The organism is Herbiconiux sp. FW305-C-125 (assembly GCF_058783455.1).
This window is the reverse complement of record NZ_JBYSYO010000006.1, coordinates 273,861-288,030: the sequence shown is the minus strand read 5'-3', so window position 1 is coordinate 288,030 and position 14,170 is coordinate 273,861. Positions and strand designations below refer to the sequence as shown.

The 14,170-nt window shown below is 71.4% G+C and carries 13 protein-coding genes; 7 read left to right on the top strand and 6 right to left on the bottom strand.

Annotation, left to right across the window (positions count from 1 at the left end; genetic code table 11):
- The first annotated feature begins 23 nt into the window (after nucleotides 1–23).
- On the top strand, nucleotides 24–1,334 hold the full coding sequence (locus AC3WLB_RS16655) for an ATP-binding protein (protein WP_492507862.1): 1,311 nt from the start codon (nucleotides 24–26) through the stop codon (nucleotides 1,332–1,334).
- A gap of 17 nt (nucleotides 1,335–1,351) precedes the next feature.
- On the opposite strand, the gene AC3WLB_RS16650 is transcribed toward AC3WLB_RS16655, so the two are convergent.
- Nucleotides 1,352–2,032 carry a TetR/AcrR family transcriptional regulator gene (locus AC3WLB_RS16650; RefSeq protein WP_492507860.1) on the bottom strand — a complete coding sequence of 227 codons (681 nt, stop codon included), beginning with the start codon at nucleotides 2,030–2,032 and terminating at the stop codon, nucleotides 1,352–1,354.
- Nucleotides 2,029–2,778, bottom strand: coding sequence for an SDR family oxidoreductase (locus AC3WLB_RS16645; protein WP_492507858.1), 750 nt, complete (start codon nucleotides 2,776–2,778; stop codon nucleotides 2,029–2,031). The genes AC3WLB_RS16650 and AC3WLB_RS16645 overlap by 4 nt, the downstream gene beginning before the upstream one ends.
- Before the next feature lie 126 nt (nucleotides 2,779–2,904).
- Between AC3WLB_RS16645 and AC3WLB_RS16640 the strand changes: the two genes are divergently transcribed.
- The 4 genes from AC3WLB_RS16640 to AC3WLB_RS16625 all read left to right on the top strand — a co-directional run bounded on the left by AC3WLB_RS16640 (nucleotide 2,905) and on the right by AC3WLB_RS16625 (nucleotide 7,438).
- Nucleotides 2,905–3,810, top strand: coding sequence for a M15 family metallopeptidase (locus AC3WLB_RS16640; protein ID WP_492507856.1), 906 nt, complete (start codon nucleotides 2,905–2,907; stop codon nucleotides 3,808–3,810).
- Between the two features lie 4 nt (nucleotides 3,811–3,814).
- Complete coding sequence (locus AC3WLB_RS16635; protein ID WP_492507854.1) at nucleotides 3,815–4,558, top strand: SMI1/KNR4 family protein; 744 nt, start codon at nucleotides 3,815–3,817, stop codon at nucleotides 4,556–4,558.
- A gap of 70 nt (nucleotides 4,559–4,628) precedes the next feature.
- Nucleotides 4,629–5,549, top strand: coding sequence for an amidase domain-containing protein (locus AC3WLB_RS16630; RefSeq protein WP_492507852.1), 921 nt, complete (start codon nucleotides 4,629–4,631; stop codon nucleotides 5,547–5,549).
- 182 nt (nucleotides 5,550–5,731) lie between these two features.
- Nucleotides 5,732–7,438 carry a RecQ family ATP-dependent DNA helicase gene (locus AC3WLB_RS16625; protein WP_492507850.1) on the top strand — a complete coding sequence of 569 codons (1,707 nt, stop codon included), beginning with the start codon at nucleotides 5,732–5,734 and terminating at the stop codon, nucleotides 7,436–7,438.
- 34 nt (nucleotides 7,439–7,472) lie between these two features.
- On the opposite strand, the gene pgm is transcribed toward AC3WLB_RS16625, so the two are convergent.
- A complete protein-coding gene (pgm, locus tag AC3WLB_RS16620; RefSeq protein ID WP_492507848.1) occupies nucleotides 7,473–9,101 on the bottom strand; it encodes a phosphoglucomutase (alpha-D-glucose-1,6-bisphosphate-dependent) in 1,629 nt (542 codons plus the stop codon).
- 155 nt (nucleotides 9,102–9,256) lie between these two features.
- Between pgm and pheA the strand changes: the two genes are divergently transcribed.
- Nucleotides 9,257–10,189, top strand: coding sequence for a prephenate dehydratase (gene pheA, locus AC3WLB_RS16615; protein ID WP_492507846.1), 933 nt, complete (start codon nucleotides 9,257–9,259; stop codon nucleotides 10,187–10,189).
- Nucleotides 10,190–10,202: 13 nt separating this feature from the next.
- Here pheA and AC3WLB_RS16610 read toward each other — a convergent pair whose 3' ends face one another.
- Together AC3WLB_RS16610 and AC3WLB_RS16605 are read right to left on the bottom strand one after the other, a co-directional pair.
- Entirely contained in the window at nucleotides 10,203–11,645 is a 1,443-nt protein-coding gene (locus AC3WLB_RS16610) for a maltokinase N-terminal cap-like domain-containing protein (protein WP_492507844.1), read from the bottom strand.
- A gap of 83 nt (nucleotides 11,646–11,728) precedes the next feature.
- A complete protein-coding gene (locus AC3WLB_RS16605) occupies nucleotides 11,729–12,133 on the bottom strand; it encodes a DUF5997 family protein (protein ID WP_492507842.1) in 405 nt (134 codons plus the stop codon).
- 42 nt (nucleotides 12,134–12,175) lie between these two features.
- Between AC3WLB_RS16605 and AC3WLB_RS16600 the strand changes: the two genes are divergently transcribed.
- Nucleotides 12,176–12,925, top strand: coding sequence for a LysR substrate-binding domain-containing protein (locus tag AC3WLB_RS16600; protein ID WP_492507840.1), 750 nt, complete (start codon nucleotides 12,176–12,178; stop codon nucleotides 12,923–12,925).
- Nucleotides 12,926–12,949: 24 nt separating this feature from the next.
- Here the strand turns inward: AC3WLB_RS16600 and AC3WLB_RS16595 are convergent.
- A partial coding sequence (locus AC3WLB_RS16595) for a diacylglycerol/lipid kinase family protein (RefSeq protein WP_492507838.1) occupies nucleotides 12,950–14,170 on the bottom strand: 1,221 nt, incomplete at its 5' end.

Genomic DNA, 14,170 nt, shown 5'->3' with positions numbered 1-14,170 from the left:
GCAAATGTAAGGTTAGAGCGCCCGTGAATGTACGGCGGTGGTCCGGAGGTGCGGTGGAATATCACAAGCGCGTCTTCGACGACCTTCTGCCAGAGCTGGTAGGCGGTGTGCCGGCCGTGCTGATCGTGGGGCCGAAGGCAGTCGGGAAGACTGCATCCGCACGACGCGTCGCGCGCTCCGTGATCGATCTCGCCGACCCCGATCAGCGGCTCATCATTGCGGCAGACCGGCGGGCGACACTGCGTTCGGCGGCGACGCCGGTGCTGATCGACGAGTGGCAGTACGACCCCGATACCTGGGAGGCGATGCGCCGTGAGGTCGACGACGATCCCTCGCCCGGCCGATTCCTGTTGACCGGCAGCGCCAATCCGCGGCGCGCGCGAGTGCACTCCGGGGCGGGACGTGTCGTGCGGCTGCGGATGCGTCCACTCAGTCTCGCCGAGCGGGGGATCGAGACGCCGTCCGTTTCGCTGAAGGAGCTCTGGGGGCGCGCCGAAGGCCCGCCGCCGCCTGTGATGGGCGAGAGCGGGATCAGGCTGACGGATTACGCCAGAGAGATCGTCGATTCGGGCTTTCCGGGAATCCGCTTCGGTCCTGAAGCCAGTCGGGCGCTCCGCCTCCGTTCCTACATCGACAGCGCTCTCGAGCAGGAGGTGCCGGAGTTGGGTTTCGTGCCACGGCGCCCCGATTCGCTGCGGCAATGGTTGCGCGCGTACGCCGCGGCGAGCTCGACGACCACGAGCTATAGTGCCATCGCGGATGCGGTGCCTGACGATGCGCGGCCGTCGCGGACCACGATCGTGGACTACCGCGACGTGCTCACCCAGCTGTGGCTGCTGGATCAGGTGCCGCCGTACACGGTGAGCCGCAACAAGCTCAAAGAGGTCGGGATGACCCCCAAGCACCAGCTTGCCGATCCTGCGCTCGCAGCCGCGATGCTCGGAGTGACCGTCGACTCGCTGATGGATGCCTCGGCCGGCAGCGATTATCGATCGCTCCGAGACGGGCCACTGCTCGGCACGCTCTTCGAATCGCTCGTCACGCTGAGCCTGCGAGCCTATGCGCAGCCGTTGGGCCTCGAGGTCTCGCACCTTCGAACGGCGCGGGGCGAACACGAGATCGATGCGATCGTGCATTCGGCGGACGGGCGCGCGATCGCCTTCGAGACAAAGCTCGCCCGGGCTGCTGACGACGCCGATGTTCGCCATCTCAATTGGCTCGGCCACCAGCTCGGTGATCGGCTCGTCGACAAGATCGTGATCACCACCGGAGAACGTGCCTATCGACGGCCCGACGGGGTGGCCGTCGTACCCCTTGCCCTCCTTGGTCCCTAGCCGGCGGTGTGCTCGGCTTAGTGGGCCGGGGCGGGGAAGGCTCGGAGGGCTCGGGTGACGACCGCCTGGAGGTCGGCGCGGGTGGCGCCGTCGGCGGCCTGCACCGCGAGGCCGGACGAGACCGTGCTGAGGTAGTGCGCCAGCTCCTCGGGGTCGTCGGCGGGCGCGAGGTCGCCCTCCGCGACAGCTCGGGCGAAGCGGTCGACGAAGCGCTGACGGCCATCCGCCCGCCGGTCGGCGAGGAAGCGGATGACGCGCTCGTCGCCAGGGCCGGCCGACAGCCCGCCCTGGATGGAGAGGCAGCCGGCGGGCCGGCCCGGGGTGGTGACGGCATCCGCGTTGGCGGTGAGGTAGCGGCGAGCGACCTCGGCGGCCGTCGGTGCCGCGATCGCGTCGTCGACGTACGCCATGTCGATCACCGTGTACCGGTCGACCGCGCGCTTGAAGGTCTCCTCCTTGTTGCCGAACGCGGCGTAGAGGCTCGGCCGGCTGATGCCCATCGCCTCGGTGAGGTCGGTCAGGCTCGTGCCCTCGTAGCCCTGCCGCCAGAACAGGTCGATGGCCCGGTCGAGGGCGGCGTCGGCGTCGAAGGCGCGCGGTCGCCCCTTGCCGGCCATGCGCACCCCCGTCCTGCGCGCATCCGTTCGCGGCGCATCCGTCTCGCCGAGGATAGCGCCGACGCCGCCGAGCCGGCTCACACCTGGCTCGCCCCGCCGTCGACGTAGAGCTCGGCGCCGGTGATGTACGAGCTGCGCCGGCTCGCGAGGAACAGCACCGTCTCGGCGATCTCCTCGGGTGACCCGAGCCGCTGCATCGGCACCCCCGCAGCCAGTCCGCCGAGAAGGGCCTCGGTCTGTTCGGGGCCGGCGGCGAGGCCGGAGAGTCCCGGCGTGGCGATGGGCCCGGGCGCGACGGCGTTCACGCGGATGCCCCGCCCCACCAGCTCGGCCGCCCAACTGCGGGCGAAGCTGCGGATGGCCGCTTTCGATGCCGCGTAGACGCTGAACGAGGGGCTGCCCTTCACGTCGATGTTCGACGAGGTGAGCACGATCGATGCGCCCGGGTTCAGCAACGGGAGCGCCTTCTGCACCGTGAACAGGGTGCCGCCGACGTTCGCCTCGAAGGTGGTGGTGAAGTGCTCCCAGGTGATCTCTTCGAGGGCCGCGAACTCGCCGCCGCCCGCGTTGGCGAACACGACGTCGAGGCCCGTGCCGCGCGCGGCGACGACGGCGAACACCTCGTCGAGCTCGGCGGCCCGGGCGACGTCGGCGCGCACGGGAGTGACGGCGTCGCCGAACTCCTGCTGCACCGCGGCCAGCTTCTCGCCCGAGCGGCCGGTCACGACGACGTGTGCGCCCTCAGCCACGAAGCGCCGCACCACCGCCAGCCCGATGCCGGAGGTGCCGCCCGTCACGAGGGCGGTGGTGTTCTGCAGGTCTGCCATGGTCTGTCCCATCTATTTATGTACCGTTCGGTACGGTGATGAGATGTGCAACGCGGATACTGCCGATCTATTCCATACCGATTGGTATAGATGTCCCGGCCCAAGCCCTCGGGTTAGGCTGGCCCGGTGTCGAGGTCGAGAGAGCGCGCGGCGCGCGAGCGGGCGCGCCGCATCCGGCGCAACCGCGCGATCGCGGGAGCCGTCGCCACGATCCTGGTTGCGGGCGTCGTCGCGACCGGAACGCTCTTCGCCACGGGCGTCTGGGGCGGCCCGCTCGCGGCGACGCCGGTCTCGTCGACCCGAGACGGCGCATCCGCGACCCCGTCGGCCAGCGTCACCCCCACGCCGTCTGCTACCGTTCCCGACATCCCTCCCCCCACCTTCACCCCCGAACCGACTCCGCCCGCCTTCGACAAGGCGGCGCTCTCGATCGACGACCCGACGAGCCCCTGGGTGGTGGTGAACAAGCTGAGACCGCTCGCCGACGGCGCGAACTACGTTCCGCCCGACCTCGTCGACCTGCCCGCCGACATGCCGAACCCCAACGGGTATCAGATGCGGGCGGATGCCGCGGCCGCCCTCGAAGAGATGTTCCACGCCGCGCTCGACGAGATCGGCGTGCAGCTGGTGGCGCAGAGCGGTTACCGCTCCTACGGTGTGCAGGTGAACGCCTACGACTACTACGTCAATCAGCTCGGCACGGCGGGCGCCGACCTCACCAGCGCGCGCCCCGGGTACAGCGAGCACCAGACCGGGATGGCCATGGACATCCTCGACACCGTCTCGGGCTGCTCCACCGACGGCCGCTGCTTCGCCGACACCACTGCTGGCCAGTGGCTCGCGGCGAACGCGTACCGTTTCGGCTGGATTCTGCGGTACCCCGACGGCGGCACGCCCATCACCGGGTACGAGTTCGAGCCGTGGCACTACCGCTGGGTGGGCGTGCCCCTCGCCACCGAGATGCACGACACCGGTGTGGCCACCCTCGAGGAGTTCTTCGGCCTGCCCGCCGCTCCCGACTACGCCGGCTGAGCCCATGACATCACTCGTGCGGTTCATCGAGGAGTTCGACCCCGGGTTCGCCTCGACCGTGCGTGGCGCCACCGACGCCGAGATCGATGCCCTGGAGCGGATCGTCTGTCGCGCCCTCCCGGTGGAGTACCGCGACTTCCTGCGCGAGATGGGGCACGACCTCGGGCGCTTCCAGCCGTTCGGTGACGACGTCGATTTTCGCCTGGCCGCGGTTGCCGAACTGTACCGGGATGCCGACTGGGAGCCGCCGGAGGGCTACCAGTGCATCGGCGTCGACGCCTTGTCGTCGCACGTCTTCCTCGCCCTCGAGGGCGAGGCCGGCAGCGGTGGCGCGCTCGCCCGGCCGATCGTGAATCTCGACGACCATCCTGAGCCCTACCGCCTCTACGAGTCGCTGCCCGCCATGCTGTTCGGCCTGGCGTTCCTCCTGAAGCGCCTGCCGCTGCTTCCTTTCGTGGCGCACCTCACCGTGTCGACCGACGACCCCTGGGGCGGGGGAGGCGGCCCGGTTCCTCGACACGGTGACCGCACTCCCGAGTTCGCCGAGCTCGCGTCATCGCTCGGCTTCGAGCCCGTTGCCGAGACCGGCGGGTGGTTCTCCTGCTACGACCGCCCCGAAGGCGCACTGCTGAGCTTTCGCAGCGAGTCCTCGGCCCCCGAGTTCCGGGTGGCGGCGGCCGACGAGCGCGAGCTCGACCGTCTCGTGCAGGTCGTCGGGTCGCGTCTGCGGTTGTGGCGGTCGGCGTGAGTACCGGCTGACCGACGCGTTCAGGTGGCCCTCAAATGGGGCGCAAATGTTCGCGTGATCGGATGGGGTCGTGCCCCTCCTTCCTCCTCGCAAACCGTTCTCTCCCCGTGCCGTGACCGCCGCGCTCGCCGCAGCCCTGCTCGCCGTGACCGTCGCCGGCTGCACGAGCGCCGCCGACCGAGGGGCGGATGCCGCCGCCTCCCTCGGTGCCGGCGAGGCGCCGGCCATGCCGCCGGTGGTGCTCGACGCGTTCGAGCCCGCCACGGGGTCGCTCACCGGCGGAACGGAGGTGACCGTGCGGGGCGAGGGCTTCGAGGGTGACCCGGGCGTCGCATCCGTCTCGTTCGGGGCGGCCCCCGCGACGTCGTTCACCGTGGTCGACGACACGACGCTGCGGGCGGTGACCCCCGCATCCGTCGATTACGCGGTCACCGCCGTGGCCGTGACCGTCGCGCTCGACGACGGCGCGGAGGTGTCGACGGATGCGTCGTTCGGCTACGAGGTGCAGACCCCGGTCGACAGCCAGCTGAACTACGCCTTCACGTACTGGAAGGACTACAACCTCGCCGAGTGGGGCCAGTTCCCCGACAACGACTGCGGCAACTTCGTGAACCAGGCCATGCTCGCCCGCGGCTGGACGCAGAGCGCCGACTGGTTCAGCGAGTACGCCTCGACGGGCGACTACAGCCTGAGCTGGATCCGCGGCAACGAGATGGACGCCTACTTCGACTCCCGCCCCGACACGACCCGCCTCGAACTCACCCAGCGCGACCAGGTGAAGCTCGGCGACGTGGTGATGTTCGACTGGGATCCGCAGAACGACAACGGCGTCGACCACACCATGATGGTGTCGCAGGTGGTGCCGAACCTCGACGGCAGCATCGCCGTCAAGCTCGTGGGCCACACGGTCGACGCCCAGTACCGCGACCTCGACACCGCCATCACCGTCGAGAACCCGGGCGGCACCGCCCACTTCTGGTCCATCGCGTAGCCCCCTCCTCGCGACCCGTCACTTCTCGCCCTTCCCGCGGCGTTGTGGGGCCAGAACTGACGGGTCGCGATGAGGCGCCGCTGGGCTGAGCCCCGGCGGTTCGACCGGTTCCCGTTGCCGGCCGGCGCCGGTCGCGTCAGGATGACAGGGTCCCACCCCGACGATGACCCGGGAGAGCATCCGTGAACGCCACCGACCCGATCGCCGACGTGGCGCGGCGCGTGTTCGGCTGGTCCCAGCTGCGACCCGGGCAGGCGGAGGCGATCGAGGTCGTGGTCGGCGGCACCGATGTGCTCGCCGTGATGGCCACCGGCTACGGCAAGTCGGCCATCTACCAGATCGCCGGGCACCTCCTCGAGGGCCCGACCGTGGTCGTGTCGCCCCTCATCTCGCTGCAGCTCGACCAGGTGCGGCACATCGACGCGAGCACGGGAACGGCGGATGCGGTGGCCGTCAACTCGACGCAGTCCAGGCGCCGCAACGACCAGGCGTGGGACGCGGTGGCGTCGGGCGAGGCGGAGTTCGTCTTCCTCGCCCCCGAGCAGCTCGCCCGGGAGGAGGTGGTCGACGAGCTCGTCGCCCTCGGCGCCGGACTCGTGGTCGTCGACGAAGCGCACTGCGTCTCGGCCTGGGGGCACGACTTCCGGCCCGACTACCTGCGGCTCGGCGGGGTGATCGAGCGGCTGGGTGGTCCGCGCATCCTGGCCCTCACCGCCACCGGATCGCGCCCCGTGCGCGAGGAGATCGTGCGCCGGCTCGGCATGCGCGAGCCGCGGCTGTTCGTGGGCGGCTTCGACCGGCCCAACGTGCACCTCGCCGTGGTGCGGCACGAGAGCGAGCACGACAAGGAACGCGCCGTGCTCGACCAGGTCGTCGCGGCCGCGAAACCGGGCCTGCTCTACGTGGCGACCCGTGCCGAGACCGAGCGCACGGCCGCCGAACTCGAGCGCCGGGGGCTGCGCGCGGCGGCGTACCACGGCGGGCTGCCGGCGGCCGAGCGGCGGGAGGTGCACGAGCGGTTCCAGTCCGACGGGCGCGACGGTTTCGATGTCGTCGTCGCCACCTCGGCGTTCGGCATGGGCATCGACAAGCCGAACGTGCGCTTCGTGGTGCACGCCGACATCACCGACTCGATCGACTCCTACTACCAAGAGGTGGGCCGCGGTGGCCGCGACGGCGAACCCGCCACCGCGACCTTGCACTACCGCCAGGAAGACCTCGGGCTCCGCCGCTTCTTCGCCGGCGGCAGCCCCGCGGCGAAGAGCGTCGACGCGGTGGTGCGGGCGCTGAAGAAGGGCGGCGCGCGCTCGTCGTCGGCCGCGCCGGGGCCGAGGCACGAACTCGCCGACCTCGTCGAGCGCACCGGTCTCTCCTCCCGCGCCGTCACGACCGTGGTGAACCTGCTGATCGAGGCCGGCCTCGCCGACGACGGCGCCGACGGCATCGCCCTCACCCGCGCGGTGAAGCCCGCCGAGGCGCGCGCCGCGATCGAGGAGCTGGCCGAGCAGCGGCGGCGCATCGACGAGTCACGCCTGGCGATGATCCGCGCGTACGCCGAGACCCTCGACTGCCGCCGCCAGTTCCTGCTCGCCTACTTCGGCGACGAGCTCGCCGAGCCCTGCGGCAACTGCGACACCTGCGAGTCCGGCACCGCTTACCGCGACAAGACGGCCCCGGCTGCTGCGGCTGCTGCGGCCGATGCGGATGCCCGGCCCGATGCCGCGGCCCGCGCATCCGTGTTCCACGAGGGGCAGAAGGTGCAGCACACCTCGTGGGGCGCGGGGGAGGTCGTGAGCGTCGAGCCCGACCGCCTCACGGTGTTCTTCGAGACCGAGGGCTACCGGGTGCTCTCCCTCGAGGCCGTGCGGGAGCACGCCCTCCTGCGCTGACCCGCTGACCCGCCGCCCGGCGCGAAGGCGGGCGTCAGCCCCCGAGGGCGGCGTCGACGATCGACTTGGCCTCCGCCTGCACGCGGCGCAGGTGCTCCTCGTCGACGAAGCTCTCGGCGTAGATCTTGTACACGTCCTCGGTGCCGGACGGGCGCGCGGCGAACCAGGCGCGGTCGGTGACCACCTTCACGCCGCCCACCGCCGCGCCGTTGCCCGGCGCGTGCGAGAGCTTCGCGATGATCGGGTCGCCGGCGAGCTCGGTCGCCGTGATCGCCTCCCCGTCGAGCTTCGCGAGCTGGGCCTTCTGCGCCTTGGTCGCGGGCGCATCCACCCGCTGGTAGACCGGGTCACCGTACTCGGCGGTGAGCTCGGCGTAGTGCTGCGACGGCGTCTTGCCCGTCACGGCCAGGATCTCGGAGGCGAGCAGCGCGAGCAGGATGCCGTCCTTGTCGGTGGTCCACACCGTCCCGTCGAAGCGGAGGAAGGATGCGCCGGCCGACTCCTCGCCGCCGAACGCGACCGAGCCGTCGATGAGGCCGGGCACGAACCACTTGAAGCCCACCGGCACCTCCCAGAGGGTGCGGCCGAGCGAGCCGGCGACGCGGTCGATCATCGAGCTCGACACGAGCGTCTTGCCGATCGCCGCATCCTGCGACCAGCCCTCGCGGCTGGAGTACAGGTACTGGATCGCGACCGCCAGGTAGTGGTTGGGGTTCATGATGCCGGCGTCGGGCGTGACCACGCCGTGGCGGTCGGCATCCGCGTCGTTGCCCGTCGCGATGTCGTAGTCGTGCCGGCGGGTCACGAGCGAGGCCATGGCATAGGGGCTCGAGCAGTCCATGCGGATCTTGCCGTCCCAGTCGAGCGTCATGAACGCCCAGCGCGGGTCGACGGTCTCGTTCACCACCTCGAGGTTGAGGCCGTAGCGGTCGCGGATGAGCTCCCAGTACTCCACGCTCGCCCCGCCCAGCGGGTCGGCGCCGATGTGGATCTTCGAGGTGGCGATGGCGTCGAGGTCGATCACGTTCACCAGGTCGGCCACGTAGTGTTCGCGGAAATCGTAGGTGCCGGATGCCCGTCCCTCCCCTCGGGCGACCCGCTTCACCTCGGCGAGTCCGCCCGCGATCAACTCGTTGGCGCGGTTCGCGATCCAGCTCGTGGCGTCGGAGTCGGCGGGGCCGCCGTGCGGAGGGTTGTACTTGAAGCCGCCGTCGGCGGGCGGGTTGTGGCTCGGCGTCACGACGATGCCGTCGGCCTGGTCGTCGTGGCCCTCCCGGTTGTAGCGCAGGATGGCGTGGCTGACCGCCGGGGTCGGCGTCCAGCTGTCGCGCGAATCCGTCCACACGGTCACACCGTTCGCGGCGAGCACCTCGAGCGCCGTGTCCTCGGCGGGCTTGGACAGGCCGTGGGTGTCGCGGCCGATGAAGAGCGGGCCGGTGATGCCCTGCCCGGCCCGGTACTCCACGATGGCCTGCGTGATGGCGGCGATGTGGTCTTCGTTGAACGCCGTGTTGAACGACGACCCGCGGTGGCCCGAGGTGCCGAAGATGACCTTCTGCTCGGGGTCGTTCACGTCGGGGTGCAGCTCGTAGTAGGCCCGCACCAGGGCGTCGACGTCGATCAGGTCTTCCGGAAGGGCGAGGGTGCCCGCGCGCTCATGCATGCCCCAAGTCTGGCACCGCCGGGCGGCGTGCGGGTGAACGGGATGGGGCGCACGCCCGGACTTCTCCAGCCCAGGGCGCGACCGCGGCCCCCTACGGCCGCGCTTCGCGTCTCGTTTGGAGAAGTCCACGGCCCGAGCCTCGGTAGGCTCGGACCATGTCGGAGACGTACAGCTACCTCGGGCCGTCGGGGACCTTCACCGAGGCGGCGCTCGCCCAGGTGCCCGAGGCGCAGGGCAAGGAGTGGCACTCGGTCAACAACGTCGGCGAGGCGCTCGACGACGTGGTGTCGGGCCGCAGCGTGGCGGCCATGATCGCCATCGAGAACTCGATCGAGGGCGGGGTGTCGGCCACGCAGGATGCGCTGGCGAGCATCCCGGGCCTCCGCATCATCGGCGAGTACCTGGTGAAGGTGCAGTTCGTGCTGGTGGCCCGGCCAGGCACGACGCTCGACGACGTGCGGGTGGTGAACGCGCATCCGGTCGCCTACGCCCAGACCCGGCGGTGGCTCGACGCGAACCTGCCGGCGCACGGCCACATCCCGTCGACCTCGAACGTGGCCGCGGCGCTCGCGCTGTTCGAGAACGACCTCGCCGACGCCGCCGTGGCGCCGCCGCAGATCGTGCAGCACCACCCGCTCGAGGTGCTCGCCGAGAACATCGCCGACAACGCCAACGCCGTGACCCGCTTCGTGCTCGTGTCGCGGCGCTCGACACTGCCGCCGGCCACCGGCGCCGACAAGACGAGCATCATCGCCGAACTGCCCGACGACCGCTCGGGTGCCCTGCTCGAACTGCTCGAGCAGTTCTCGACCCGCGGCGTGAACCTGTCGCTGCTGCAGTCACGGCCCATCGGCGACGCCCTCGGCCGCTACCGCTTCGTGATCGACGCCGACGGGCACATCACCGACGAGCGGGTGGCGGATGCGCTGCTCGGCGTGCGCCGGTTCAGCCCGCACATCATCTTCCTCGGCTCGTACCCGCGCGCCGACCGCTCCCCGGTGGAATACGTCGCCCGCTACGACAACGAGGTCTTCACCGAGGCCCGCGACTGGCTGCGCGGCCTCATCACGGGCGAACCCGAGGTCTGACGCGCGCCTGCTCTCAGCGGCGGTGGGCGAGGTAGCGGATGGCGTTCGCGGGGATCGACACCCAGTCCGGCCGGTTGCGCGCCTCGTAGCTCACCTCGTAGAGGGCCTTGTCGAGTTCGAACGCGTCGAGCAGGGCGCGCTGCGCCCGCAGGTCGACGCCGGAGCGCGCTATATAGCCGTCGAGGAATGCGTCGCGGGCGGCGTGCGACCAAGCGCTCACCTCGGCCGCGTGCGGCGACTGCGCGTAGGTTCCTGCGACGTAGTCGAAGGAGCGGAGCATCCCGGCGACGTCGCGGAGCGTCACGTCCGGTTCGCTCCGTTCGGCCAACGGCCGGAGCGGCTCGCCCTCGAAGTCGAGCAGCACCCAGCCGCGGCCGGGCACGGCGAGCACCTGGCCGAGGTGGTAGTCGCCGTGGATGCGCTGCACCTCCGGCCACTGCGCCTGCTCGGCCAGCTCGAACACCCGCTCGACGGCGTCGAGTTCGGCGCCGAGCGACGGCACCTCGAGCGCGGCTTGGGCGGCGCGCTCCCGCATGCTGGCGAGGATGGCCGACTTCTCGGTCGCCGTGGCGCCACGCACGGGGAAGAGCCGGGCGAGCTCGGCGTGCACCTGCGCGGTCGCTTCGCCGAGGGCGCGTGCGGGCCCGACGAAGGACTCCCCGGCCTCGGCCGCGCGCAGCGCCACCCGCCAGGCGTCCTCCACCTCGGGAATGAACTCCTGCGCGAACGCGAGGTGACCGCTCGCCCGCCCGTCGCTCTCCCGCGGGTCGTTCCAGCTGCCCGTCACGTTGCCGACGGCGCGCGGAACCAGGCGCGAACCGGCGTCGGAGAGCGCCGACTGCACCACCACATCCGGGTTCGCGCCGTTGCTGAGCGCCCGGAATACCTTGCAGATCACGGGCTGCGCCGGTTTGCCGTTCGGATGCACGAGGTCGTAGATGATCGACGTGTTCGACTGCTCCCCGCGCAGCACGTGCGAGTCGGTGACCCGGATGTCGGAGTTCGTGAGCGCATGATGGCCCTCGGCGGTGGCGTCGTGGAAGCTCACCACGCGTTCGCCCGCCTCGTCGTGCCCATCGGGCCCGTCGTGGTCGCCGTCGAGCATGAGCCCGAGCAGGGCGCGGGTGTAGGCGGGGTCATGCGGCCCGTCGTAGACGTAGACCGTTTTGCCGTCGATGGTGGCGCGTTCGATCAACGCCCGGTCACCACCGAGGAGCGGCCCGGAACGGAACGACAGGGGCACCTGGTAGAGCACGGCCGGGGTGGCCGACTCGTCGAGGATGAGATGGGTCTCGAGTCCGACCTGGTGCCGGTGGTCGGTGAGCGACCACATGCCGACTCGGGACAGGACGGGATGCTTCGCCGAAGATGCGAACCAGCGTTGCTGCTGAATCCAATCCGCCAGCGCCGGCCGTACTTCCCGGGTGGGGGGAATCTTCACCGCAGAGACGCTCATGCTCGGACACTACGCCGCGCCGGGGGGACCCGCCAGGGCGGGATGGCTGGGCATCCGCTCCGAGTGGGGCGCTACTGGGCCGCCTACTCGCCCGCCGGCTCGGCTGCCGCCGCCTTGCCGAGGGCGACGTCTTTCACCCGGCGGTTCTCGGCCCGCACCTCGGCCTGGATGCGCCGCTCGGTCACCAGCCACTCCGGTGGGCTCTGCAGGAGGGCGGTGATCTCGTCGGTGGTCAGCGCATCCGTCACGCCGGCCCGGGCGAGGCCGGAGTTCGAGACGCCGAGCTTGCGGGCCACTACCTCGCGCGGGTGCGGACCGTGCAGGCGCAGCTGCACGAGCCACTCCGGCGGCGTCTCAAGCAGCGCGTTCAGCTCGGCACGGGACACCGGGTTCTGCTGGAACTCGGTCGGAGCGGCGGAGAGCAGGATGCCGAGCTTCTTCGCGGCCGTCGCCGGCTTCATGGTCTGCGGTGTCTTCTCGGGGCTCATCAGCACAGCGTATCCTGGGCGCTCAGGCGGAAGGGGGGCGGTATGGGGTTCCGCGTCGCCTTCGTGCCCGGAGTCACGCCCACGAGGTGGTTCCGGGTCTGGCAGGAGCGGATGCCCGACGAACCCGTCGAGGCGGTGCCGCTCGAGTCGTTCGTGCCGTCGGCCGACCCGCTCGACGTGCTGCGGGAGGGGCGGGCGGATGTCGCGTTCCTCCGCCTGCCTGTGCCGCGCGACGGAGTGGGGGTCATCCCGCTCTATCAAGAGGACGCGGTGGTGGTCGTGCCGAAGGACCACGTGGTGACCGCGCTCGACGAGATCGGGCTGGACGAGCTGGCGGCGTCGGGCGAACGGATGCTCGAGGTCGCGCCAGGGGCCGGTGGCGGCCCGGACGCCGTCGAGCTGGTCGCGGCGGGAGTGGGCGTGCTGGTGCTGCCGAAGTCGGTGGCGCGCCTCTACGCGCGTCGCGACGTGGTGGCGCGGCCGTTGACGGGGGTGCCGCCCACGGAGATCGCGCTGGTGTGGCTCGCGGAGCGGCAGACGCCGCTCGTCGACGAGTTCATCGGCGTGGTGCGCGGGCGCACCGCGAACAGTTCGCGCGCGGCCGACGACGCGGCGCGGGCCGCGGCCGCCGCCTCGGGGCGGAAGCCCAAGGCGACCGACAAGGCCAAGGCGCGCGCCGCCGAGGCGCGTGCGGCCGCCGCAAAGGGTGGCGGCGCCGCAAAGGGTGGTGGCGCCGCGAAGTCGAAGGGCGCGCCGGCGCGCAAGCCGGGCCGCCCTCGCCGCTCGCGCTGAGCATCCGTCGGGCGCGGCACCGGGTCAGGCGGCGGGGAGGGCCGGGTGGTCGGCGGGGATGCGCACCAGGAGGGCGCCCGGGTCGACCCAGGTGTGCACCGCGCGGGCCGTGCCCCATTCGTCGCCGTCGAGCTGGATCTCCTCCACCCCGTCGAGGGTCAGCTCGAAGTCGCGGCCGGTGGAGTACGAGACCGAGCGCACGTCGTTGTTGAGGTCGATGATCTTGCGCCCGGCCGCCGAACGGCGGAGCACCCCGTTCTCGAACGCGAGCTTGTTCCACACCCGCAGCCAGCCGAGCGGGCCCTCCGGGCGCAGGGCGACGATGTCGAGCACGCCGTCGTCGGGCTTCGCGTCCGGAATCAGCAGCAAACCGCCCGGCAGCATGCCGCAGTTGCCCACGATGACGGTGTGCACGCTCGTCGTGCGCCACGACGACCCGTCGAGCCGGAAGCGCAGCTTCACCGGCTTGAGCTCGGGCAGGGCGCGGCCGATGCCGTCGACGTACGCCAGCCAGCCCACCGCCTTCTTCAGCTTCTTGTTGGTCTTGGCGATCATCTTCGCGTCGATGCCGAGGCCCGCCATCACGAGGAAGACCTTCTCCTCGACCGTGTCGTCGGCGCGGGTCGCGCGGATGACACCGACGTCGATGGCATGGTCGCGCCCCGTGAACACCGCCGTCACCGCGAGCTCGAGGTTGGTGAGGGTGAGATCGAGGTTGCGGGCGAGGAGGTTGCCGGTGCCCACCGGGAGCAGGCCGATCGGCACGCCGGTGTCGCGCAGCCCCTCCGCGACCGCCCGCACCGTGCCGTCGCCGCCCGCGGCCACCACAACGGCGGCACCCTGCGCGACAGCTTCGCGGGCGATCAGCTCGCCCGCGTCGTCGAGCGTCGTCTCGAACCAGAGCGTCTCGGCCCAGCCCGCCGCGCGCTCCGCCGCCGCCACGACTGGGCGCAGGCGCGCGGCGTCGACCTTGACGGGGTTGACGATGACGGCGGCTCTGTTGGTTGCCTCGGGGGCCGTGCTTCGCGCGGCCTCCTCGGGCGTCGCCGGTCCTTGCCCGGCGCCGCGCGACATGTTCGGTGGCCGTCGCTTCGCGGCGACCGCCTCACCCTGGGTCGTCGAGTAGGGACTGGTGGTTGCCTCGGGGCCCGTGCTGCGCGCGGGCTCCTCGGGCGTCGCCGGTCCTTGCCCGGCGCCGCGCGACATGTTCGGTGGCCGTCGCTTCGCGGCGACCGCCTCACCCTG